The sequence below is a fragment of the Flavobacterium sp. SM2513 genome (genome assembly GCF_050908145.1).
GTDB lineage: Bacteria > Bacteroidota > Bacteroidia > Flavobacteriales > Flavobacteriaceae > Flavobacterium.
The window spans coordinates 3,630,729-3,651,980 of record NZ_CP194228.1; the positions used below are offsets into that span (position 1 = coordinate 3,630,729).

Sequence of the window (21,252 nt, forward strand, 5' to 3'; positions counted from 1 at the left end):
CAAATGCAAAAAAGCATTCTACTGCTGTATGCTATCTATATACAAATGCAAATAGACACAATACACCTGTATTGCACCTAAAAACAATTAAAAATATATAGATTACACCTGTAGTTTAAAGTAATTCTAGTGAAATTAATTAGACTACAACTGTAAGCTTGTTAAAAACAAGTGTATAAAAGTAGCAAACAGCTGTTGTGATATTTAATTCATGTGTAAATAGATACCTTACAGTGTAATAGGTGTTACTTTTTTAATTACATTTGAATAGTCCTGCACGAATGGGTAGCTGATTATCAAATTATAGACGTGTTACAGCAGGCTGATGTAAATACTATTTTCTAACTATCAATTGTCCTACTATGAAACCAGAAAAAACAACCCAAGAAGCAAAGAAACCCGTACACAAACGCTATATTCCTGCCGCAGAAGTCAACTTGGCTGCCGTACTTGCAGTTGTTGCAAGGAAATGGTCAGAGAATCCTTGGCTGGTATTGAGGTGGCTGACTCTAGCAACATTTACCGCAGAAGTAAGTAGCTTCACACTACTTTTAAACCAGCAACAAAAAGCGATAGCGACCCGACCGCAACTTGTGCGAATGCTTAAAAATTTAGAACATCAAATGGATGATTCTTTGAGCTACGTCAAAGGGTATATCAGCGATAAGTTCCAAAAAGAACGTGCCAAAAGTTATTATGCCTCGTTTGGAATTGAGCATCATAAAAACAGATACAGCCTTCCCATTGATAGAGAAAAACGATTAATGTCCTTAAAGTTACTGCTTAAAGCATTGGTGAAAAATGATTTTGAAACCAAAGAATATGGTACCGCATTTTGGACTCCTATCAAAGAGAATTATGAAACGCTTTCAGCCCAACTCAGTCATTTAAACGGGCAAATCTCCTTACAATCGGGCGAAAAAAGATTGCTGAAAGTGAACCTAAAGAAGGGGTTAAACGCGCTTATTTTGAATATCAAATCCAATTACCCGGATACCTACAAACAGGAATTAAGAAACTGGGGCTTTCAGAAGGAGAAGTATTAAATTGTTTTAGGAAAAAGATTATATTTGGGATATAAAATAATATGCAACGGATTGCCGCGTATATCTAAATTGTCGCAAGTATATTTCTAATTATTTTAAACTTCATTGACTCTTGGGATGCAATGGATAAAGGTTTTTGGATGCGAATTGTATCCAGTTTACTATTGATTGTAGCAATGTTACTCACTATAAAAAACAATAAAAATGAAAGCAGAAAATAAAGTGTTTGTAAAGTCAGCTGTAATGACTGGACTGCTGTATGCCGCAATTATGGCAGGATTTGAATACTCCCAAGGAGAGGATTTTAAAATAATGAAGTTTGCTTTTCTTGCTCTATTTTTTGGTTTATCAATGGGTTTACTCTCGAGATATAACTATAAGAAAGGTTTAAGAAAAGCCGATAAAGATGGTTCTAAACCAATTAGTAAATAGAAATAATGATACAAACACTACTATCAAATTTCTGGTGGATTTTCCTTCTTGGTATTGGTATTGGTTTATTCTTGTATAAGAAGTTGAGCAACAACCCAGATGCGGGAACGAGCAAGTATAAAGCCAAAAAAATACTGCACCTGGACCTTGAAACCAGCGGAATTCTTATAATGAAAGCCTTGGAGCAGGCAAAATTCTCTAACGTACACATTAACGACGAGGGTACTGAAATTCAAGCCACATCAGCCTTCTCCATGTCCTCGTGGTCAGAGAATATTAAGGTTACCATACGAAAAGACGAGAATGTAACTAAAATGAAATTCATATCCATTTGTGTATTTCCTATGCAAATTTTCGATTGGGGAAAGAATAAAGAAAATTACAGAAAGTTTGCGAACGAACTCAATAAATTAATTTCTGTTTCATCATAAAAACAAAGGTGTTATCAGCGAAATACAGTATCCATTTAAACAGAAAAAGTCGGTAGTTCACAAAGAACTACCGACTTTTTTTATTTGAAAACTTACATTAAGCCAGTCGCTCTACATTCATAATTTTCATTTGTTTCTCTTCACCATTGAAGTTCCAGTTGATAACATCCCCTATTTTACATCCCACAAGGGCAAGTCCCATCGTGCTCAAAATAGATTCCGTATTGTTTCTACGTTTTGCGCGATCTGGTGCAACAAAAGTGTAAATTTCTTCCTCGTTCGTCACGGTGTTTTTGATGGTTACTTTAGCATCTACAGTAACTACGTTTAGCGGTAGGTTTTTTCTAGTAACTTGTTTCGCTTTCTTAAGTTGCTTTAAAAGTACCTCTTCTTCTTCAACTGTTGCTTTTTTCCGTCTGATATGATCTTTGATTAAATCGTAAATACCAGTGGTCAATAAAATTTCTTGTTGAGCTTCTTGAATCATTTTTTTGTTTGTTGTACCAATGCTTCGAAGGATTTTTACAAATAAACCCAAACCTTCTTAACTCCAAGCTTTACTTGGATTAAGAACGCTAAAAACCGGCTTCGAAAAGCTATTGATGGTTTTAAATAATATAAAGGAATCGGAAGATTTCCCTGTCTTGGGTGCGACAGGGCTTACTTTATAAACTCTTTAGAACATTTTAGAAATGAGTCGTCATGCAAGTGAGACAGTGAAATTAAAAGTCCAAATGCACGAGGTTTTAAAGTAGAATGAAAAGTATAATTCATTGCTTTTTTGTATAAAGCAGCAAGATACGAACTTAAAGTGGGTAACAAAACGTTTTAACAAGTTGAAAGGTTAATTCAAATGCCGAGAAATTATCTCATTTAAAAAGCTTTGAAACTATTCTAACTCTTACAAAGATGATCGGTACAATTTCATCTCGATACTAAACGTAGCGCCTTGATTCTTTCCAGCGCTTTCTGCAATGATAGTTCCTCCAAAACGTTCCAAAATTTGACGTGTAATGTACAAGCCAATTCCCGGTGCATATTCCTCGGAACTTTCTGTCACTGTGTTGAATTTTTTGAAAATATGATCTGCTTGATCGGACTCAAAGCCCATTCCGTCGTCTTTGAAATAAATCATGAGTCTTCCTTGTGATCTTTCGACTTTTACATTTACTTCTGAAGAATCAGACGAAAACTTTATTGCATTCGCTAAAAGATAGGACAAGGCTTTCTGTAAAGATTTAGAGCTCACTTTCAAGCGTACCTCTTGAACATGAATGTCAAAAGTTAAATTAATGTTTTTAGCTTCTAATTTTGATTTAAAGTTTCGTTTTACTTCATTTAGAACATTTTCCACGTTTACTTTTCGAACAACAACTTTTTCTGCATTCAGCAACGTTTCTTCTCTTTGTATTTCAATAAAAGCTTCCACATAATTCAGTTGCTGGTCCATTGATTTAACTGCTGAAGTTGCCATTTCTTTTATATCTTCCTTATCCGTTCCGTTAAAAATATTCTTTATAATTTCAGATGTTTGTTGCGTCTGACTTCGTAAATCATTCGTCAGCATTTGAAATAATTCTTTTTTTTCAGTCAATAACTTTTGATTCAATTGAATAGTTGACTGAATATTTTGCAACATTACTCCTGCTTCATCATTATACACGAGCGGTAATCTTGGAACGGTTCGGTTCAATCTATAATCCCGTAGTGCTTTCGAACCTCTAAGTACGGGTTCCATTAATTTTTTTAGAACAAGTAATGTAACTGCTGAAGCAACAATTGTGAGCAACAATGCAATCAGAAAAACATTAAGGGGAGAAAGTCGCTGTTCGTGGTAAACCACAAAATACACTAAACCTAGTAATGGAATATGTATTCCAAGAAATGCTACAAATAAGAATTTGGCAACATATCTATTTTTTAAAAATATAACTTTGGATAATTGGGAATAAAGTTTCATGTCTTTTTTAGATTTGGGGAATCTCGTTGAATTATTTACGAAAATAGGGGCAATATGGTTTCGATGGCGCAAATTAACGCAAATTGATGAAAATATTTCGATTTTTGAATTTAAAAATCTAATAAAAAGGTATTTTTGCCCTATGTCTAGAAAAGTTACCAATAAAATAGTTTTCAACCACATTAAAGTTTTAGATGCAGGAGCCAAAGGTGTTTCTGTTGCCAAAGCTCCAGATGGAAAAGTGGTTTTTATTCCCAATGTAGTTCCCGGCGATGTCGTGGATGTACAAACGTTTAAGAAAAGAAAATCGTACTACGAAGGAAAAGCAGTTCGTTTTCATGAATTTTCAGAACATAGAACTGAACCTGTATGCCAACATTTTGGCGTATGTGGCGGTTGTAAATGGCAAAATATGAAGTACGACCAACAGTTGTTTTACAAACAAAATGAGGTGAAAAATCATTTGCAACGCATTGGAAAAGTAGAACTTCCTGAATTTGAACCCATTTTAGGTTCCAAAGAACAGTTTTTTTACCGCAATAAGATGGAGTTTGGATTCTCAAACGCACGTTGGATGACGGAACAAGAACTCGACAGTGACGAAATATTTGAAAATAAAGATGCATTGGGTTTCCATATTCCAAAAATGTGGGACAAAATTTTAGATATTGAAAAATGTCATTTGCAGCAAGATCCTTCTAACGCGATTCGAAATGAAATTCGTGCTTTTGCCATTGCGAACAATTTAGAATTTTTCAATCCAAGAAACCACGAAGGCTTTTTACGAACCTTGATGATTCGTACCGCTTCAACCGGAGAAGTCATGGTTTTGATTCAATTTTTTGAAGAACAAAAAGACAATCGTGAATTATTATTGAATTTTATTGCGGAACGTTTTCCTGAAATCACTTCGTTACAATATGTAATTAACGGAAAACCAAATGATACGATATACGACCAGAAAGTACATTTATTTAAAGGTCGTGAATACATTTTAGAAGAAATGGAAGGTTTGCATTTCAGCATTAATGCGAAATCTTTTTACCAAACCAATTCTGAACAAGCCTATGAATTGTATAAAATTACACGCGATTTTGCTGGATTGACAGGAAATGAAATCGTTTATGATTTATATACAGGAACAGGTACTATTGCGCAATTTGTTTCGAAAAACGCAAAGAAGGTAATTGGTGTAGAAGCTGTTCCCGAAGCTATTGCTGATGCAAAAGTAAATGCAAAACGAAACGAAATTACCAACTGCGAGTTTTTTGTAGGTGATATGAAAGTCGTTTTTAATGAAGCTTTTATTGCTCAACACGGAAAACCAGACGTAATTATTACCGACCCACCTCGTGATGGAATGCACAAGGATGTAATTGCAGAAATATTGAAAATTGCTCCTGAAAAAGTAGTTTATGTAAGTTGCAATTCGGCAACACAAGCCCGAGATTTGGCTCTGATGGATGAATTATATCAAGTAACACGCGTTCGTCCAGTCGATATGTTTCCCCAAACGCATCATGTTGAAAATGTAGTTTTGTTAGAAAAAAGAAAATAAGCAACTGCTGCGTTTTGGCTAATTTGCGAAAGCGTACTTTATAGTTTATCAAATAATTAAGTGGAAATGAAGAAAATAGTTGCCGCATTACTTTTAGTAAGTTTCGTTTTTGCAGGATGTGAAAAGGATGATATTTGCGATCCTTCCACAGCGACGACACCGCGATTGGTTATCGAGTTTTACGACAACAATAACATTTCGCTGACACGTGCTACAACCAATTTAAAAATTGTAGGCGATGGAATGGATGAAAGCGATTATCTTCCAAATATATCGGGAGGATTGACTTGGAATGATACCGTTGTGTACTTACCCTTGCGACTTAACGGAGATGCTACAAAATACAAATTGATTTTAAATTCAGACAACGATGAAACAACCATCGAAATGACTGATATTTTAGAAATTAATTACACTAGAAATGATGTGTATGTTTCTCGTGGTTGTGGTTTTAAAACCTTGTTTAATTTATATGGTAATCCGTTGTTTGACCCTTTTGTGTTGAATAATACACCGGATGCAACTTCTGGAACTTGGATTAAAAACATCCAAGTGATACAATCCCAAATCAATGATGAAAATGAAGCACATATTAAAATATTTTTTTAGTATACTCTTGATTTTGTGCAGTATTTCAAGTCAAGCACAAGAAAAAGATTCGGTTGTCGTTCCTCCAAAAATTGAACGTTACGGAATTCGTGTGGGTGCTGATTTATCAAAACTTGCACGAACAATTTACGACAGCAACTATCAAGGTTTAGAACTTGTGGGTGATTACCGATTGACCAAAAGATATTTTCTGGCTGGCGAATTAGGGAATGAAAATAAAACAACTAATGACGACCAGGTTAACTTTACTACAAAAGGATCCTATTTTAAAGTGGGTTTCGATTACAATGCACACGAAAACTGGCTCGATTTAGAAAATATGATCAGCCTGGGTTTGCGGTATGGCTTGAGCACTTTTACCCAAGAAGTAAACAGTTACGAAATCTACAATTCAAATCCTTATTTTGGCGAAATTCCCGATACCCAGTCAGGACAAAAGTTCAGCGGGTTATCTGCTCAATGGATTGAAGTAGTTGCGGGAGTGAAAACGCGTGTTTTCAATAATTTCTTTGTTGGATTTACACTTCGTGGAAATTTCCTCGTAAACAATCAAAAACCCGGTAGTTTTGACAATTTGTACATTCCCGGATTTAACCGCACATATGACGGGAAATTTGGAGTAGGTTTTAACTATACCTTGACTTATTTTGTCCCGATTTACAAGAAGAAGGTTGCTGTTAAAAAATAGTTATCCGTTGACTGTTGTCAGTTTTGAATCGTTGTTAATTTACTGAAAATAACTTTTCGGCATCGTTTTGAAATTTTATTTGTAAATAAATTTTAACGTACTATTAAACAACTGAAAACCGTCACTGAAAACTGATAACTTATTTTATCTCCTTCACGTCTTTCATGAAAATCCATTTCATAAACAGCTTCTCACCTTCTTTTGACTTTACGGCTTGAAATTGAGGTGCTGCAATTGTTCCAATAACAAAAGCAGTTATCGAAATCCACATGCCTTCCAAGTTGGTATAACTAGCTAACAAATAGCGTACAATAATAAACAATGTAGCAAAACTTATTAACTGTAAAACGAATGCTTTTACTTTTAAACTCATACTGTTTTTCTTTTAATTATTCTTCTATTTGTTGAAATTTGGTTCGCTTACTTCCTTCGTAAATTTCGTACTTTACCAGTCGTGCTTCTAAACTTCCGTTAAATAATTTTATTTTTCGTGAAGGTTTCAATCCTACAAATTTCAAAGCTTCCAAGTTTCCTGTAATGAACCAAGCGTCCGTTCCTGGATAATTCTGTTTAAATGTATCGCCAATTTCTCTGTAAAAACGCTCCATTTCAATATCCAATCGTTCGCCATAAGGTGGATTAAAAACCATGTGAAGCGGTCCTTTGGATTCTTTTTCTGTATCAAAAAAGTTGCGTTCGGAGATTTTTACATACTCGTCTAAATTTGCATTTTTAATATTGTCTATCGCTTTCATTACGGCAGAAGGTGCTTTGTCGTAACCGGTAATGGTGTAATGAAATTCGCGAACTCTTTTCAAAAGTGAATCTACAATTTGGTCGAATAAATCATTGTCCCAATCGTTCCATTTTTCAAAAGCAAATTCTTTTCTATTGATGTTTGCCGGAATATTACATGCTATCATAGCCGCTTCCGCTAAAATAGTTCCCGAACCACACATTGGGTCAATGAAATCACTTTTTCCTTCCCAACCGGAAAGCAACAACATTCCTGCTGCTAAAACTTCATTAATTGGTGCAATATTCGTTGCCGTTCGGTAACCTCTCTGGTGCAATGAATTTCCAGAAGTATCTAATGCTACGGAAACTTGCTCTTTATCAATGTGAATATTGATTCGTAAATCGGGATATTGTTTGTCAATACTTGGTCGCTGACCTGTTCTTGTGCGAAATTGATCTACAATCGCATCTTTACATTTTTGCGCTACAAATTCAGTATGGTTAAAACGGTCTGAATGCACCGTTGCGTCAATCACAAATGTTTGATTGGCATTTATGAATTTTGACCAATTCACTCCTTGAATCCCTTTGTACAACGTTTCCTCGTTTGTAGCACGGAAAAAATAAATAGGTTTCAGAATTTTCAAAGCGGTTCTCAAAGACAAGTTGGCTTTATACATAAACCCTTTATCCCCTTTAAAAGTCACCACACGAACCCCTTGTTCTACATCTTGAGCTCCTAATTGTTGGAGTTCTTTTGCTAATATATCCTCAAAGCCAAAAAAGGTTTTGGCCACCATTCTAAAATTTTCCATACTCAAATTGCCCAAAAGGGTAACTGTTTTTAATTATTGTGCAAAAATAGACTAAATTTGCAGACTTGAATTAATTGAAATCGATAAATGTCTAAATTACCCCATTCTGAATCAACAAAAATGAATTCTAACGCTGAAAATTGGTTTGCATCTTGGTTTGATACCCCTTATTATCATATTTTGTACAAAGACAGAGATGATAAGGAAGCTCAAATTTTTATGGACAATATAGTCAATTACTTGAATTTGCCCGAAGAGGCAAAAATTTTAGACCTTGCTTGTGGAAAAGGACGACACTCTATTTATTTAAACGAAATGGGTTTTGACGTTACGGGTGCAGATCTCTCAGAAAACAGCATTGCAGAAGCCAAAAAATTCGAAAACGATAAATTGCATTTTGAAGTGCACGACATGCGTGAGAAATGCAGTCAGAAATACGATGCTATTCTGAATTTGTTTACCAGTTTTGGTTATTTCGAAAATGAAGAAGATAATTTTAAAACGTTGCAATCGATTCACGAAAGTCTGACTGAATATGGTTTTGCCGTAATTGATTTTATGAATGTATATACCGTTATTGAAAACCTTGTTGCTACTGAAGTAAAAACGGTGGACGGAATTGACTTTCACATTAAGCGAAACGTCATCGACGGCTTTATCGTTAAAGATATTGACTTTGAAGATAATGGCCAAAACTATCACTTTACTGAGAAAGTTCGGGCATTGACATTAGAAGATTTTGAAAGGATGATGGAAGAAGCCGGTATTTACTTGCTTGATACTTTTGGTGATTATAAGCTGAAGAAATTTCACAAAAAAGAAAGCGAACGCTTGATTATGTTGTTTAAATAGATATCAGCGAAGAAAAAATAGAAAAATGAGCATAGAATATAGATTAAGTAGGTTTTAAATTTGTAAAATACCCTAGTTTACGTACTAAATGAGTTACATACTTCCCTTATTATCGGTTTTAATTGGTTTTGGAATTGCCTTTTTTCTTAAACCAAAAAAGAAAAACAACCTAAAGTTGTTAATGGCTTTTAGTGGGTCATTTTTATTATCACTTACCGTCATGCATTTGCTTCCGGAAGTGTATCATACGGCAGAATACAATCATCAAGAAAGTGCTGTTGGTGTTTTTATCATGCTTGGAATTTTGTTCCAAATTGTTTTAGAATTTTTCTCTAAAGGTGCCGAACACGGACACGTTCACAGTCACGATACCTTTGAAAAAACACCATGGTTATTGTTCATCAGTTTGTGTATTCATGCTTATTTAGAAGGTTTCCCAGTCAGTACGCTTCCTGACCTAGCATGGGGAATTGCAATCCACCACTTGCCTATTGCTGTTATTTTAACTTCTTTTTTCTTAAATACAAAGTTGAGCAAAACCACGATTTTTCTCTTTATGATTGTTTTTGCATTAATGACACCATTGGGAACGTTAACCGCATCTTATGCGACGTTTCTAAAAGATTATCACGCTCAAATTACCGCTATCGTCATTGGAATTCTGTTTCATATTTCATCCACGATTATTTTTGAAAGCAGTGAAAACCACAAATTTAATCTGGCAAAATTATCCATGATTGCTATCGGAATTGTCTTGGCTTATTTTTTAGGAATTGATGCCCCACATGTGCATTAATTTACACAGAATTAAGTAACTTTGGTCATTCGTAAATCAAATTTTTATTCCGAATGGCATTTATTAAAACCACTGAACAATCCTCCGCTTTCGACCATCTGGAAACGATGTCGGTTGCTGAATTACTTTCAAATATCAATAAAGAAGATCAAACTGTTCCTCTTGCAGTAGAAAAAGCATTGCCTCAAATTGAACTTTTAGTGAACCAAATTGTTCCAAAACTTCAAAAGGGCGGACGCTTATTTTACATTGGTGCAGGAACATCCGGTCGTATAGGAATCTTAGATGCATCGGAATGTCCACCCACTTTTGGTGTTCCCTTTGATTTAGTGAATGGGATTATTGCCGGTGGAGATTCTGCCATTCGCAGAGCTGTAGAACGAGCCGAAGACGATACCAATCAAGCATGGCTAGATTTAGACCGACACGACATTTCAGATGAAGATGTGGTAATCGGAATTGCCGCATCAGGAACCACGCCATACGTTATTGGAGGTTTACAAAAATGCAACGAAAATAATATAATCACAGGAAGTATCAGTTGTAATGCAGATAGTCCGCTTTCGAGAACGGCACAGTTTCCCATTGAAGTAATTGTAGGTCCTGAATTTGTTACAGGAAGTTCACGCATGAAAGCAGGAACAGCTCAGAAGTTGGTTTTGAACATGATTTCAACAGCAACAATGATTCGACTGGGTAAAGTGAAAGGAAATAAAATGGTCGATATGCAACTCAGCAACGACAAGCTGGTGCGACGTGGTATTAAAATGATTATGGACGAGATAGGCATTACTTCTGCCGAAGCAAAAGGGTTGCTTTTGCAGCACGGAAGCGTCAGAAATGCAGTCAATGCGTTTTTAAACAAATAAAATTATGGCAACAAATAAAGAAATTCTAAACAAAGGAATCGTGTTTATGGCATGTTCTTTACCCCTTATGTTCGTTGGTCCAGCGGTAATTCATTTTGCCTTTATAAATAAGCAACAACCGCTGTTTTGGCTAATTTTGAGCATCGGAATTACAATGTGTTTTGGTGGTGCCTTATTGGCATTCAGAGGATTACTAAAAATCACGAACAGTTTATTTAAATCTTCATGAAGGAACTACTTCATTTGCATAAAACCTTTGAAAAGGTCGTTTATACGGGCCAAAAAGTAAGTTCGCGCGAATTTGAAAACTGTATTTTCAAAGATTGTGATTTTTCCAATACCGCTTTTTTATCGAGCACGTTTATGGACTGCGAATTCATCGATTGCAACCTTTCAGTGCTTGAACTATTAGGCTCGAGTTTGAAAAATGTGGTTTTCAAAAACTGCAAACTGTTGGGAATTGCATTTCATACCTGCGACGATTTTCTTTTTCAAGTTGAATTTGAAAACTGTGTTTTAGACTTTGCTTCTTTTGCCAATAAAAAAATGCCTAAGACCAAGTTTATGTCTAGTTCACTAAAAGAAGTTTCGTTTGAAGGAACGCATTTAAAGCAATCTGTATTTGAAAAATGTAATTTAGCTGGAGCAATTTTCAATGACACTAACTTAACGGAGTGTAACTTTACTTCAGCCTCTAATTATCAAATTGACCCTGAGTTTAATGTTTTGAAAAAAGCACGATTCAGCTTGCAAGGAATTCCTGGTTTATTAGAAAAATATGATATCAAAATTGTTTAGCGTACACCATACTATGAAAAAAATTATCCCTTTTGTCCTCCTATTTGCTTTCGCTTCTTGTTTTGAAACGCCCGAACGCAATTGTGCCGATTTTAAAACCGGTAAATTCAAGTTTGAACATGAAATTGACGGCGTAAAAAAAAGCACCACTTTTATCCGAAGCGAAAATCAGGAAATTGATTTCTATGAAGGAAAATCAGATACTTCCTCCATTCGATGGATCAATGATTGTGAATACATTATTCAGAAAATCAATCCGAAAAGTATGGCGGAGAAAAAAGCGGTTTCCATTAAGATTTTGAGCACCACGAGAGACAGTTATATGTTTGAATTTAACGTAGTAGGAAGTGACGAAAAACAGACGGGAACGGTAACAAAATTGGAAGATTGATTGGGTTGTAGGTTGTAGGTTGTAGGTTGTAAGTTATGATTTGTAGGTTTTAAAATTATTACCAACGTACTTTATACTTTCTTTTAATGCTATACTCTATTGTTTAAATTCATAAATCTTAAATCTTAATTCATAAATCTTATGGAAGTATTTTTACAACCCGATGCTTGGATTGCCTTATTAACACTGACATTCCTTGAAATCATCTTAGGAATTGACAACATCATTTTTATCTCAATCGTAACTGGAAAGTTACCTGTTGAAAAGAGAAAGCGTGCCACTCGAATTGGTTTATTTCTTGCCATGTTTATGCGAATTGCATTACTTTTTGGAATCACTCTTTTGATTGCCATGAAGGCACCTTGGTTTTCGTTTGATTTTGGTTGGTTTAGTGCTGATATCACTGGTCAAGCTATGATTTTATTGGCTGGAGGATTGTTTTTGATTTACAAAAGTACTAAGGAAATTCACGAAAAAGTAGACCATAAAGGCTATGAAGAAGCTACTTTGAAAAGTACGGCAACCAAATCGTTCGGAAACGTGATTTTTCAAATTTTATTAATCGACTTGATTTTCTCTGTCGACTCCATATTAACAGCCGTAGGAATGACCAATGGTGTCGAAGGCGCTCTGTATATCATGGTTACGGCAGTAGTGATTTCAGTAGCGGTTATGATGCTTTTTGCAGTTCCTGTGGGTAATTTTGTAAATGCAAATCCTTCCATTCAGATTCTGGGTCTCGCCTTTCTAATCTTAATTGGTTTTATGCTGATTACAGAAAGTATGCACTTATCCGATGCGACATTAGTGGGCGAAAAGGTAGGCGTTGTTCCTAAAGGCTATTTGTATTTTGCCATCGCATTCTCCTTAGCGGTTGAAATGTTGAACATGCGAATGAATAGAAAGAAAGACTAATTGCAGCGTTTCACGCTTTTTTTGAATAAAAAACAAAGCCGCTTTGCACTGTAATTTGCTTAAATATTGATAAAAAAGCCCGTAAATTAAGGAAAATTTGCGGGCTTATTTTTTTTAAAAAGTGATTGATTTTTTTTATAAATTTATCAAACAAATTACTATTTATTAATTATTTAAAATATTTGATTATGAGAAAATTTATAACAGATTTTGCACCTACAGTGGTTTTAGATGATATTAAAGTCAATATTACAAAGGCTATTGACGCTTTTAAACCTTTTGAAGTTTCGCTTACAGACGAAGAAAAGGTAGGTGCTCGAAGCATGTCGCAAGGACGAGAAGGCTACGTGCGCTTGGTTTCTACAATTGCTACACAATTTCCAGATGCCTTGAGTAGAGCCGACACGCCAGAAGACCTTTCTACAAGCTTAGATTATTATGCCGATGTTAGAGCCGTTAGAGCAGGAGCTTTGCAACTTTTAGAAATTACAGACGAAATTTTATTAGGTTCAGGAATGGACAACATGAGTCTTTCTGACCGCTATGTGGATAACTTACAAATTTCCAGAAAAAATAGTTCTGCACTTGATTTAAACATGCGTGATGTGGATGAGTACAACAGAAGGTTTAGAAACAAACCAAATGACGATACGCCTGCCCCACCATAAAACCCTGGTTTATAGCTCAATAAACCTGAATTTTTCTAAATATAAAGCCTTTCCTGTTTAAGAACTTGAAAGGCTTTTTTTTTTAAAGGCACGCCTAGTTATTTGATAGGCTCGCCTATCTTTTTGGTAGGCGAGCCTCGGTGTTTGGTAGGCACGCCTAGCTATTTAGTAGGCGAGCCTATGGTTTTGATAGGCTCGCTTATAGTTTTGGTAGGCTAGCCTCGGTATTTCGTAGGCGAGCCTCGGTGTTTGGTAGGCAAGCCTAGCTATGTCGTAAGCGAGCCTCGGTATTTAGTAGGTCAACACAAAGCAAAAAAAAAACCCGATTGCTTTCACAATCGGGTTTTGAAAAATTTTAAAAAACAATTATCTTTTTGAGCTAATTGATTTGAAATTTTTAATTTGTTTTTTAGCAACTTTAGCTTTAACATTTTTGATTGCTCTCTCCTGTGGAGTTGCATCATAACTACCTGTTTCTCCGCTATACTCACCTGTAATTACAGTCCCATCAGTTAAACTTATTGAGTATGTAGCCTCTAAGTTAGACATGTCACCTTCATTTTCAGCAAAAGTAAGTGCTGTAATATCTAAAGTTACACCTTGAATTAAAGCAGCTCTTTCAGCAGTATCTTCTGGTAGTATATTTACATTATTAGCAACAATCCAAACATCATCAATACCAGGAACGTTCGTAGTAAATGTGTAAGATCCTGTTGTAGGGTTTTCAACAGTAAACGTAGGTTCTCCAGTATCTGGGTCAGTTCCTGAAGGTGTTATAGCACTAATCATCGTTAAGTATAAATCATTTGGGTATTCTGTACCATCTTCAAAATAAGGATTAAAATCCCAAACAATTATATATTCTCCTGCTGTTGCAGCATTGTAAATACCTCTAAAACCGAAACCAGCTATTGATGTTTCATAATTTACATTGTCAATAACAAATGAATCACTTGCAGTAACCACTACAACTGCTTCAGAAACAACAATCGTTATTTCATTACTTTCTAATACAAGATCATTTGTATTTGTATGATTTGCTTGTACTGTAAAAGTACCCGCAACATCTGGAGTAAAAGTAGCTCCATCAATTTCAACATCATTTACCAAGATTGAAGAAGAAGAAGTCACCACGTCTGCATTGTTATCTGTTACGGTAAAAGTAACTGATTCACCAAGCTCAATCTCAGTAACATTTGCTGCTAAAACAATTTGAGTTGCTGCATTTGGGTCTATCGTTTCCCCTCCGTCTTTTGAATCGTCGTCAGAACACGAAACAAACATAGATGTACTTGCTACGGCAAGAAATAAAAATAACTTTTTCATAATAATAATTTAAGGTTTAATTAATTTCCGTAAAAATATCCTTTAGGTTTATACCTGCAAAAAAATTAGGAAAACTTTAATAAATTTTAACATTTCGTCACCTTTAGTATATTTTTAACAACGAAAAAGCAATATGATTGAATTTACTTTAATATTAGACACTTAATCAAATTCCAATTTCTACTTGAAAACGTAAGTACCAATCGTTTACGGATTGATTGCCAAAGTAATTCGAGCTTTCATAAGTAACTTCCGTTTGCAATTTAAAGGTATGTTCCCAAATATATTTGGTCAATCCTAAACTGTACTGCTTCACATGAGGTGTAAATTGATGGATTTCCGGACCTACATGTTGCAACGAATAGCGGCCTATTACTTCATAATCGCTTTCGAAGAGGTAACTCGCTTGATAATCAAACCCATTTCCTACATATACATAATTAAAATCAGTTGCATCTGCGGGGTTAAAAGTCAACGCATTATCTGATGCGGAACGGGACATGTAACTCGACATCAACGACCAACCGTTGTATTTAACCATCGCATCTAGAAATACGGCTTGGGTAGTTCGCTTTTCAAATAAGGTAGCACCCAGTTGTCCTTGAGTTCTTTGCGAATTATTATTTTGCTGAAAAGCCCCCGAAAGCATTAACTTTGGTCGTGCTTCTCGACTAAGGTCTCCTTCAAAGAAACTTCCATTATTTTTGAAAGCCCCCAGCGGAAAAAGTTCTACTTTACCGGTTAAAGCGACACCATCATCTGCTTTATCTGTAATATTCCGGCCTTCACCCGTTGAAATAGCTCCTTTAAAATTATAAGAAAACTTTTCTTCAAATTCATTGAGATTGTGAATCTGTATTCCGAAATCTCTGTCAATGGTAAATTTTGCATTATTAATAGAACGGTCTGTGAGTTGCAAGGCTCCCGATGAATTGATTCGTTGTCTATTTCCGGGTAATTTTGTTTGTCCAAAACTAAAGTTCCAATGTTTATTGGGACGGTAAAAAACCACCGCATCCCGAATAATATTTATATTCTGCCCCTCTTGCAATTCTCCTACATCTCCAGGTGCAAAGGAAAGTTGGATAGCATATAGAAATTTTGGATTACCTACATATCCGTCAAATCGCAATCGCAAACGTCTAATTTGTCCGTCGTAAGTTGGTTTCTCTCCTTCAGTGTCGTAATACGAGACGCGATTTTGCATTCGAAATCTAATATTAAATTGGAACAAACTATCAGGCGAAGTAAGCCCCAAACCTTTTCCATAATTATAATAAGGCAAGGAAGATAATTTTAAATCATTATTTTCTGTTGATTTCTTAATAGAAACTTGGGCTTGATTATTCCAAAAAATGAACAACATAACCAAAAGTAAAAATCTTTTCATGTCAATAAAATGTAAAGTTGCGGCAAACTTACTATTAATTATCTTTTCAATATGTTACGATAATGTTACCTTTGCAAAAATTTTAAGTTATGTCAAACATTTATCTGGGATATCATTTTACGGTTGAACCAAAAGAGTTGGGTTCAGAAATACTTATTGCTGAACTAGGCGAAAAAGCTTTTGAAAGTTTTATCGAAAGTGACTTTGGTATAGTAGCTTACGTTCAAAAAGAACTTTGGACAGCAGATATTCTGGATGATATTTACATCTTAAGTTCGCCTGAGTTTACCATTTCCTATACAATGGAGGAAATTGCACAAGTGAACTGGAATGAAGAATGGGAGAAAAACTTTGAACCTATTGATGTAGACCATATTTGCCATGTTCGAGCGCCGTTTCACCCAAAAACAAAGGCTGAATATGATATCGTTATTGAACCAAAAATGAGTTTCGGAACCGGTCATCATGAAACCACACACATGATGATTCAGCATTTATTAGAAACGGATGTTCGCGGTTTGAAAACTTTAGACATAGGTTGCGGTACTGCAATTTTAGCTATCTTAGCCGAAATGAAAGGAGCTGAACCTATTGATGCCATTGACATTGATAACTGGTGCTACTTAAATTCGATTGAAAATGCCGAACGTAATAATTGCAAACAAATTACGGTATATGAAGGTGATGCGGCTTTATTAAAAGATAAAAAGTACGATGTAATTATTGCGAATATCAACCGCAATATTTTGCTGAATGACATGCAGAGTTACGTGGATTGTTTAAATCCAGAAGGGCTTTTATTTTTAAGTGGTTTTTACAACGAAGATTTTGATGCCATCAACGCTTCATGTGCAGAAAATGGTTTGCTTTTTGTGAAGAAATTAGAGCGAAACAATTGGATTTCGTTGAAATATGTAAAGGAGTAAGAATATTAAATTATGAGTTATAACTCATAAATCTTAAATCTCAAATTCAAAATGAGTACAATAGAAAAAATACAAGAAGAAGTATTAGTTGAAGATGCAGTGGATCAAAACAACCAGATTGTTTTGTATAATGATGATGTAAACACTTTTGACCATGTAATTGAAATGCTTGTTCAAATTTGTGACCACACCGCCATTCAAGCGGAACAATGTGCTGTTTTAGTGCATTATAAAGGAAAATGTACGGTAAAAACAGGTTCGTTTGACGAACTCAAACCGCAGTGTTCGTTGCTTCTGGAAGCGGGACTTAGTGCTGAATTAGTTTAAATAAAAAAACCTTGACTAAATAAATAGTCAAGGTTTTTTTTTGTAATTATTTTAAAAGCTTAGTTCGCTTTTTTCAAATAAATTGTAGTAGTTGTGGATGTTCCAGCACTTTGAGATGTAGTAGAAATTTGTAAAGCACTACCAGAAAGTTTTAGAATTTCATAGGTTCCTGATAAAAATCCTGCATCATTTATAGTAAGCATATCTTCATTTTTAACCCAAGTTCCTAGAGTTGAAGTTTGAAGACATTCTCCACCTCCATTTTTGTTAAAAATCACATCATTGAAAACTCCGGCTGATGCAAATTCTAAGTAATCTTTATCACACCCAGTTTCATTTCCAGTATATTTGATTGTTTGTGATGGTCCATTTGTAATTTTTACAATTGTTTTATCTTGGTTCCACTGTCCGTCAATTGTTGCAGCTGGACCTGAATCGTCGCTACTACATGATACTACTGTCATTCCAGCCAAAACGAAGGCTACCATTAATGCTTTAATCTTTTTCATATGTTTAATTTTAAGGTTTATTATTAAGTTGCAAAGTAAACGTTGATTGGATTACTTCTATTGTATTTATACTAATAAATGTTATTACATTTCTCTACTGACGGGGTAAATATATACTTTTTATAAAAAATCTCAAACAATTTATAAAATAATTGCATCGTAGGTTCTAATAAAAAGTAAAAAAAAATATACTACTGTTTTTCAGTGAATTAATGAGGTAATTTATCTCTTAAGATTCCGTAAATAAAAGTTCCAAGTAAAGCGCCTATTAAAATAAAAACAACGGGTAAAATTCCCGCACCTAAAAGTATAAAAATAGGACCTGGACAAGCGCCAACTAATGCCCAACCGAATCCAAAGAATAATCCACCAACCCAATAACGGGCAGAACCGGGTTCTTTATCAGCAATAACAATAGGATTTCCTTTGATGTCCTTTAAGTTTAAACGTTTGATAACTTGAATACCAATAATTCCTGTCACAACAGCCACACCAATGATTCCGTACATGTGAAACGACTGAAATTGAAACATTTCATAGATGCGGTACCATGAAACGGCTTCGGACTTTGTAAGTACAATCCCAAAAATAAACCCGACTAGTATGTATTTTAAAAATTTCATTGTTTTGATTTTCTTAATTAATAATTATCTTTTAGAATTACTCCTAAAAAATCAAAGGCATTAAAAAATGCACCATAATTAAACCTCCCACGAAAAATCCTATTACAGCTTTCAGCGAAGGAAATTGCAGGTTACTTAATCCTGAAATAGCATGACCCGAAGTACAACCACCGGCATATCTTGAACCAAATCCAATTAGAATTCCACCTATTATTAAGATTAGAATCATTTTAGGAGATTGAAAAACTTCATTACCAAATAGTGCATCTGGTGCGATTTTTCCCTCTGGAGCATCAATATTCAAGCTAGAAAGTTGGACAACCGTATCGGGATTTAAAGTTACATTTGAAGCGTCACTCATAAAGTGAATTGCAACAAAACCGCCAATCATCGCTCCAAGAACAACAATCAAACTCCACGTTTGTGCTTTCCAATCGAATTTAAAAAAATCGGCAAATTTATCCGCTCCAGCAATAGTACAAAGTGTTCGAAGGTTAGACGACATTCCAAAAACTTTACCGAAATAAGTGAGGCAAAGCATAATCATCCCTATTAGAAATCCAGAAATATACCAAGGCCAAGTGGCGGTTAAATGTTCCATTTATAAAAAATTTGGTGCAAAAGTAACATTATTAATCATTTTTAGGGTCAAAAGCCTTCGTATTAAAATAATGGTTTAATTTTGCGACACTAAATCAGTTATTTATAATGAAGAAATTTGCAGTAGAAATTAAATGGGGAATTCGATATGCATTCTTGTGGATTTTGTGGCTTTTCATTGAGAAAAGCAGCGGCTATTATGAAGCAAAAATCAGCGACCATGCGTTGTATTCCATGCTTTTTACGTTCGTAACTGTATTTGTGTACTTTGTTGCGATAAAAGAAAAGAAAAAAGATTTTTTCAAAGATGAGATGAGTTGGAAACAAGGCTGCGTTACCGGTATTTTCCTAACAATAGTTATGGCAATTCTTACTCCTTTTTGTCAAATTATATTTCACAAGGCAATCGCTCCAGAATTTTTCCCGAATATGATTGAATATTCTATTTCAAAAGGAAATTCGCGCGAAATGGCGGAGAATTACTTTAATTTAACGAGTTACATTCTACAAAGCATTTTTGGCACTCTGTCCTTAGGGGTTGTTATTTCTGCTGTTGTGGCTTTATTTTTGCAAACCAAACCTAAAAAGTAAATTTTATGAAAGCACGTTTATTATTGTTGGCATCTTGTGCATTACTATTTGTTTCTTGTATCAGTACGAAATCCACACTGCAAAACGTCGATGAATCGGCTCCAAATTTAGTAATCAATAAGCAAAACGCTTTTCTAATCAAGGAATATGCATCGGATGCTAAATACGGTTACGATAAAAATTATCCTATTAATATATTTTACCGCAATACAGCGAACGATACTATCAATCAAAAACGTTTTTTCAATGCATTGACAGGACCAAATGGCGAGGTCGTATTTTACGAGAAAGTAGGCGTTTGCTGTCCATTTCCTTCTAAAAACTCCGTGTCTGGTGCCGCCTTACTCGATATTTATGAGGTAAAATGGGTGGGACAAAAAAGCCCAATTACATTGTACCTTAATATCTATGAAAAAAGTCCTATTATGGTTCCAAAGGGATTCGGTTTAAAGACTTTTTAAAACTATTGTTCATTATAATTCTGGCATCAAACATTAAGATAAACTTCGAATCTTGTTTACCAAATCTTAACTATCTTTGCAGCATCAAATTTCTACTATGAATTTACAACATATCCCTAAAATTAAACATTTAGAAAGCGACAACTTTTTCCTTTTAGCCGGTCCTTGTGCCATTGAAAGCGAAGAAATGGCGCTAAGAATTGCCGAAAAATTAATTGGAATAACGGATAATCTTCAGATTCCATTTGTATTTAAAGGTTCATTCAAAAAAGCAAATCGTTCTCGAATTGACAGTTTCTCTGGAATTGGCGACGAAAAAGCTTTGAAAATTTTACGCAAAGTATCGGAAACATTTGATGTTCCTACGGTAACGGACATTCACACGAACGAAGATGCGGCAATGGCTGCTGAATATGTAGATGTGTTGCAAATTCCTGCTTTTTTAGTACGTCAAACGGATTTAGTAGTTGCTGCTGCAAATACTGGAAAAGTAGTCAACTTGAAAAAAGGGCAGTTTATGAGTCCAGAAAGCATGAAACATGCCGTTCAGAAAGTGTTGGATTGCAACAACCAAAACGTAATGGTAACCGATAGAGGTACGATGTTTGGCTACCAAGATATGATTGTCGATTACCGCGGAATTCCTACGATGCAGCAATATGCAACAACTGTTTTGGACGTAACGCATTCGTTACAGCAACCCAATCAAACCGTTGGAGTAACTGGAGGACGTCCCGACATGATTGAAACCGTTGCAAAAGCGGGAATTGCAGTTGGCGTAGACGGAATTTTCATCGAAACTCATTTTGACCCAGCAAATGCAAAAAGCGACGGAGCCAATATGTTGCACTTGGATTATTTCGAAGACTTGATGAAAAAATTAGTCGCTATCCGAAAAACGGTTCGTAGTTTTTAATACTATTAAAATAACAT

General features: G+C 35.1%; 28 protein-coding genes. 19 read left to right on the plus strand and 9 right to left on the minus strand.

What is annotated here, in order from left to right; translation table 11 throughout:
• The first annotated feature begins 362 nt into the window (after positions 1-362).
• The 3 genes from ACQ5J2_RS15450 to ACQ5J2_RS15460 all read left to right on the plus strand — a co-directional run bounded on the left by ACQ5J2_RS15450 (position 363) and on the right by ACQ5J2_RS15460 (position 1,909).
• Positions 363-1,046, plus strand: coding sequence for a hypothetical protein (locus tag ACQ5J2_RS15450; RefSeq protein ID WP_432671358.1), 684 nt, complete (start codon positions 363-365; stop codon positions 1,044-1,046).
• A gap of 204 nt (positions 1,047-1,250) precedes the next feature.
• Positions 1,251-1,478, plus strand: coding sequence for a hypothetical protein (locus ACQ5J2_RS15455; RefSeq protein WP_432671359.1), 228 nt, complete (start codon positions 1,251-1,253; stop codon positions 1,476-1,478).
• 5 nt (positions 1,479-1,483) lie between these two features.
• On the plus strand, positions 1,484-1,909 hold the full coding sequence (locus ACQ5J2_RS15460; RefSeq protein ID WP_432671360.1) for a hypothetical protein: 426 nt from the start codon (positions 1,484-1,486) through the stop codon (positions 1,907-1,909).
• Between the two features lie 97 nt (positions 1,910-2,006).
• On the opposite strand, the gene ACQ5J2_RS15465 is transcribed toward ACQ5J2_RS15460, so the two are convergent.
• Entirely contained in the window at positions 2,007-2,396 is a 390-nt protein-coding gene (locus ACQ5J2_RS15465; protein ID WP_432671361.1) for a GreA/GreB family elongation factor, read from the minus strand.
• Positions 2,397-2,810: 414 nt separating this feature from the next.
• Entirely contained in the window at positions 2,811-3,869 is a 1,059-nt protein-coding gene (locus tag ACQ5J2_RS15470; RefSeq protein WP_432671362.1) for a sensor histidine kinase, read from the minus strand.
• A 142-nt stretch (positions 3,870-4,011) separates the two neighbouring features.
• On the opposite strand from ACQ5J2_RS15470, the gene rlmD reads away from it, so the two are divergent.
• From rlmD to ACQ5J2_RS15485, 3 genes are all read left to right on the plus strand, one after another.
• Entirely contained in the window at positions 4,012-5,427 is a 1,416-nt protein-coding gene (rlmD, locus tag ACQ5J2_RS15475; RefSeq protein ID WP_432671363.1) for a 23S rRNA (uracil(1939)-C(5))-methyltransferase RlmD, read from the plus strand.
• A gap of 66 nt (positions 5,428-5,493) precedes the next feature.
• A complete protein-coding gene (locus ACQ5J2_RS15480; protein ID WP_432671364.1) occupies positions 5,494-6,036 on the plus strand; it encodes a DUF6452 family protein in 543 nt (180 codons plus the stop codon).
• Positions 6,008-6,724 (plus strand): DUF6048 family protein, encoded by a 717-nt coding sequence (locus ACQ5J2_RS15485; protein ID WP_432671365.1) that lies wholly within the window; start codon positions 6,008-6,010, stop codon positions 6,722-6,724. The genes ACQ5J2_RS15480 and ACQ5J2_RS15485 overlap by 29 nt, the downstream gene beginning before the upstream one ends.
• 139 nt (positions 6,725-6,863) lie before the next feature.
• On the opposite strand, the gene ACQ5J2_RS15490 is transcribed toward ACQ5J2_RS15485, so the two are convergent.
• Both ACQ5J2_RS15490 and ACQ5J2_RS15495 read right to left on the minus strand, forming a co-directional pair.
• Positions 6,864-7,097 (minus strand): hypothetical protein, encoded by a 234-nt coding sequence (locus ACQ5J2_RS15490; protein WP_432671366.1) that lies wholly within the window; start codon positions 7,095-7,097, stop codon positions 6,864-6,866.
• 16 nt (positions 7,098-7,113) lie between these two features.
• Positions 7,114-8,277 carry a THUMP domain-containing class I SAM-dependent RNA methyltransferase gene (locus tag ACQ5J2_RS15495; RefSeq protein WP_432671367.1) on the minus strand — a complete coding sequence of 388 codons (1,164 nt, stop codon included), beginning with the start codon at positions 8,275-8,277 and terminating at the stop codon, positions 7,114-7,116.
• Between the two features lie 87 nt (positions 8,278-8,364).
• Here ACQ5J2_RS15495 and ACQ5J2_RS15500 point away from each other — a divergent pair, with 87 nt between their 5' ends.
• The 8 genes from ACQ5J2_RS15500 to ACQ5J2_RS15535 all read left to right on the plus strand — a co-directional run bounded on the left by ACQ5J2_RS15500 (position 8,365) and on the right by ACQ5J2_RS15535 (position 13,566).
• Positions 8,365-9,129, plus strand: a complete 765-nt coding sequence (locus ACQ5J2_RS15500) for a class I SAM-dependent methyltransferase (RefSeq protein ID WP_432671368.1) — start codon at positions 8,365-8,367, stop codon at positions 9,127-9,129.
• A gap of 88 nt (positions 9,130-9,217) precedes the next feature.
• Positions 9,218-9,925, plus strand: a complete 708-nt coding sequence (locus ACQ5J2_RS15505; protein ID WP_432671369.1) for a ZIP family metal transporter — start codon at positions 9,218-9,220, stop codon at positions 9,923-9,925.
• Positions 9,926-9,978: 53 nt separating this feature from the next.
• Positions 9,979-10,794 (plus strand): N-acetylmuramic acid 6-phosphate etherase, encoded by an 816-nt coding sequence (gene murQ / locus ACQ5J2_RS15510; protein ID WP_432671370.1) that lies wholly within the window; start codon positions 9,979-9,981, stop codon positions 10,792-10,794.
• Between the two features lie 4 nt (positions 10,795-10,798).
• Positions 10,799-11,023, plus strand: a complete 225-nt coding sequence (locus tag ACQ5J2_RS15515; protein WP_432671371.1) for a DUF6095 family protein — start codon at positions 10,799-10,801, stop codon at positions 11,021-11,023.
• Positions 11,020-11,592: a pentapeptide repeat-containing protein gene (locus tag ACQ5J2_RS15520; RefSeq protein ID WP_432671372.1), complete on the plus strand. Its 573-nt coding sequence runs from the start codon at positions 11,020-11,022 to the stop codon at positions 11,590-11,592. The genes ACQ5J2_RS15515 and ACQ5J2_RS15520 overlap by 4 nt, the downstream gene beginning before the upstream one ends.
• 13 nt (positions 11,593-11,605) lie before the next feature.
• Positions 11,606-11,983 (plus strand): DNA topoisomerase IV, encoded by a 378-nt coding sequence (locus ACQ5J2_RS15525; RefSeq protein WP_432671373.1) that lies wholly within the window; start codon positions 11,606-11,608, stop codon positions 11,981-11,983.
• 141 nt (positions 11,984-12,124) lie between these two features.
• Complete coding sequence (locus tag ACQ5J2_RS15530; protein WP_432671374.1) at positions 12,125-12,898, plus strand: TerC family protein; 774 nt, start codon at positions 12,125-12,127, stop codon at positions 12,896-12,898.
• A gap of 188 nt (positions 12,899-13,086) precedes the next feature.
• Positions 13,087-13,566 carry a hypothetical protein gene (locus ACQ5J2_RS15535; RefSeq protein WP_432671375.1) on the plus strand — a complete coding sequence of 160 codons (480 nt, stop codon included), beginning with the start codon at positions 13,087-13,089 and terminating at the stop codon, positions 13,564-13,566.
• 366 nt (positions 13,567-13,932) lie between these two features.
• On the opposite strand, the gene ACQ5J2_RS15540 is transcribed toward ACQ5J2_RS15535, so the two are convergent.
• Positions 13,933-14,892 (minus strand): hypothetical protein, encoded by a 960-nt coding sequence (locus ACQ5J2_RS15540; RefSeq protein ID WP_432671376.1) that lies wholly within the window; start codon positions 14,890-14,892, stop codon positions 13,933-13,935.
• A gap of 166 nt (positions 14,893-15,058) precedes the next feature.
• Positions 15,059-16,282, minus strand: a complete 1,224-nt coding sequence (locus ACQ5J2_RS15545; protein ID WP_432671377.1) for a porin — start codon at positions 16,280-16,282, stop codon at positions 15,059-15,061.
• Between the two features lie 89 nt (positions 16,283-16,371).
• On the opposite strand from ACQ5J2_RS15545, the gene prmA reads away from it, so the two are divergent.
• Positions 16,372-17,208, plus strand: a complete 837-nt coding sequence (gene prmA / locus ACQ5J2_RS15550) for a 50S ribosomal protein L11 methyltransferase (RefSeq protein WP_432671378.1) — start codon at positions 16,372-16,374, stop codon at positions 17,206-17,208.
• Positions 17,209-17,259: 51 nt separating this feature from the next.
• Positions 17,260-17,535 (plus strand): ATP-dependent Clp protease adaptor ClpS, encoded by a 276-nt coding sequence (locus ACQ5J2_RS15555; protein ID WP_432671379.1) that lies wholly within the window; start codon positions 17,260-17,262, stop codon positions 17,533-17,535.
• A 59-nt stretch (positions 17,536-17,594) separates the two neighbouring features.
• Here the strand turns inward: ACQ5J2_RS15555 and ACQ5J2_RS15560 are convergent, their stop codons facing one another.
• The 3 genes from ACQ5J2_RS15560 to ACQ5J2_RS15570 form a co-directional block, all read right to left on the minus strand.
• On the minus strand, positions 17,595-18,044 hold the full coding sequence (locus ACQ5J2_RS15560; protein ID WP_432671380.1) for a lipocalin family protein: 450 nt from the start codon (positions 18,042-18,044) through the stop codon (positions 17,595-17,597).
• Between the two features lie 209 nt (positions 18,045-18,253).
• Positions 18,254-18,667, minus strand: a complete 414-nt coding sequence (locus tag ACQ5J2_RS15565; protein WP_432671381.1) for a DUF6691 family protein — start codon at positions 18,665-18,667, stop codon at positions 18,254-18,256.
• Positions 18,668-18,710: 43 nt separating this feature from the next.
• Entirely contained in the window at positions 18,711-19,268 is a 558-nt protein-coding gene (locus tag ACQ5J2_RS15570) for a YeeE/YedE family protein (protein ID WP_432671382.1), read from the minus strand.
• Positions 19,269-19,375: 107 nt separating this feature from the next.
• Between ACQ5J2_RS15570 and ACQ5J2_RS15575 the strand changes: the two genes are divergently transcribed.
• The 3 genes from ACQ5J2_RS15575 to kdsA all read left to right on the plus strand — a co-directional run bounded on the left by ACQ5J2_RS15575 (position 19,376) and on the right by kdsA (position 21,235).
• Positions 19,376-19,858, plus strand: coding sequence for a DUF4199 domain-containing protein (locus tag ACQ5J2_RS15575; RefSeq protein ID WP_432671383.1), 483 nt, complete (start codon positions 19,376-19,378; stop codon positions 19,856-19,858).
• A 5-nt stretch (positions 19,859-19,863) separates the two neighbouring features.
• On the plus strand, positions 19,864-20,319 hold the full coding sequence (locus ACQ5J2_RS15580) for a 2-dehydro-3-deoxyphosphooctonate aldolase (RefSeq protein ID WP_432671384.1): 456 nt from the start codon (positions 19,864-19,866) through the stop codon (positions 20,317-20,319).
• Positions 20,320-20,416: 97 nt separating this feature from the next.
• Positions 20,417-21,235 carry a 3-deoxy-8-phosphooctulonate synthase gene (gene kdsA, locus ACQ5J2_RS15585; RefSeq protein ID WP_432671385.1) on the plus strand — a complete coding sequence of 273 codons (819 nt, stop codon included), beginning with the start codon at positions 20,417-20,419 and terminating at the stop codon, positions 21,233-21,235.
• Positions 21,236-21,252: the final 17 nt, after the last annotated feature.

Coding starts and splice junctions, on each gene's coding strand:
- ACQ5J2_RS15575 (WP_432671383.1), top strand. CDS start 19,376: ATGAAGAAATTTGCAGTAGAAATTAAATGGGGAATTCGATATGCATTC.
- ACQ5J2_RS15455 (WP_432671359.1), top strand. CDS start 1,251: ATGAAAGCAGAAAATAAAGTGTTTGTAAAGTCAGCTGTAATGACTGGA.
- ACQ5J2_RS15570 (WP_432671382.1), bottom strand. CDS start 19,268: ATGGAACATTTAACCGCCACTTGGCCTTGGTATATTTCTGGATTTCTA.
- ACQ5J2_RS15495 (WP_432671367.1), bottom strand. CDS start 8,277: ATGGAAAATTTTAGAATGGTGGCCAAAACCTTTTTTGGCTTTGAGGAT.
- ACQ5J2_RS15555 (WP_432671379.1), top strand. CDS start 17,260: ATGAGTACAATAGAAAAAATACAAGAAGAAGTATTAGTTGAAGATGCA.
- kdsA (WP_432671385.1), top strand. CDS start 20,417: ATGAATTTACAACATATCCCTAAAATTAAACATTTAGAAAGCGACAAC.
- ACQ5J2_RS15540 (WP_432671376.1), bottom strand. CDS start 14,892: ATGAAAAAGTTATTTTTATTTCTTGCCGTAGCAAGTACATCTATGTTT.
- murQ (WP_432671370.1), top strand. CDS start 9,979: ATGGCATTTATTAAAACCACTGAACAATCCTCCGCTTTCGACCATCTG.
- ACQ5J2_RS15465 (WP_432671361.1), bottom strand. CDS start 2,396: ATGATTCAAGAAGCTCAACAAGAAATTTTATTGACCACTGGTATTTAC.
- rlmD (WP_432671363.1), top strand. CDS start 4,012: ATGTCTAGAAAAGTTACCAATAAAATAGTTTTCAACCACATTAAAGTT.
- ACQ5J2_RS15490 (WP_432671366.1), bottom strand. CDS start 7,097: ATGAGTTTAAAAGTAAAAGCATTCGTTTTACAGTTAATAAGTTTTGCT.
- ACQ5J2_RS15485 (WP_432671365.1), top strand. CDS start 6,008: ATGAAGCACATATTAAAATATTTTTTTAGTATACTCTTGATTTTGTGC.
- ACQ5J2_RS15520 (WP_432671372.1), top strand. CDS start 11,020: ATGAAGGAACTACTTCATTTGCATAAAACCTTTGAAAAGGTCGTTTAT.
- ACQ5J2_RS15470 (WP_432671362.1), bottom strand. CDS start 3,869: ATGAAACTTTATTCCCAATTATCCAAAGTTATATTTTTAAAAAATAGA.
- ACQ5J2_RS15515 (WP_432671371.1), top strand. CDS start 10,799: ATGGCAACAAATAAAGAAATTCTAAACAAAGGAATCGTGTTTATGGCA.
- ACQ5J2_RS15530 (WP_432671374.1), top strand. CDS start 12,125: ATGGAAGTATTTTTACAACCCGATGCTTGGATTGCCTTATTAACACTG.
- ACQ5J2_RS15535 (WP_432671375.1), top strand. CDS start 13,087: ATGAGAAAATTTATAACAGATTTTGCACCTACAGTGGTTTTAGATGAT.
- ACQ5J2_RS15460 (WP_432671360.1), top strand. CDS start 1,484: ATGATACAAACACTACTATCAAATTTCTGGTGGATTTTCCTTCTTGGT.
- ACQ5J2_RS15505 (WP_432671369.1), top strand. CDS start 9,218: ATGAGTTACATACTTCCCTTATTATCGGTTTTAATTGGTTTTGGAATT.
- ACQ5J2_RS15545 (WP_432671377.1), bottom strand. CDS start 16,282: ATGAAAAGATTTTTACTTTTGGTTATGTTGTTCATTTTTTGGAATAAT.
- ACQ5J2_RS15525 (WP_432671373.1), top strand. CDS start 11,606: ATGAAAAAAATTATCCCTTTTGTCCTCCTATTTGCTTTCGCTTCTTGT.
- ACQ5J2_RS15565 (WP_432671381.1), bottom strand. CDS start 18,667: ATGAAATTTTTAAAATACATACTAGTCGGGTTTATTTTTGGGATTGTA.
- ACQ5J2_RS15560 (WP_432671380.1), bottom strand. CDS start 18,044: ATGAAAAAGATTAAAGCATTAATGGTAGCCTTCGTTTTGGCTGGAATG.
- ACQ5J2_RS15500 (WP_432671368.1), top strand. CDS start 8,365: ATGTCTAAATTACCCCATTCTGAATCAACAAAAATGAATTCTAACGCT.
- prmA (WP_432671378.1), top strand. CDS start 16,372: ATGTCAAACATTTATCTGGGATATCATTTTACGGTTGAACCAAAAGAG.
- ACQ5J2_RS15450 (WP_432671358.1), top strand. CDS start 363: ATGAAACCAGAAAAAACAACCCAAGAAGCAAAGAAACCCGTACACAAA.
- ACQ5J2_RS15580 (WP_432671384.1), top strand. CDS start 19,864: ATGAAAGCACGTTTATTATTGTTGGCATCTTGTGCATTACTATTTGTT.
- ACQ5J2_RS15480 (WP_432671364.1), top strand. CDS start 5,494: ATGAAGAAAATAGTTGCCGCATTACTTTTAGTAAGTTTCGTTTTTGCA.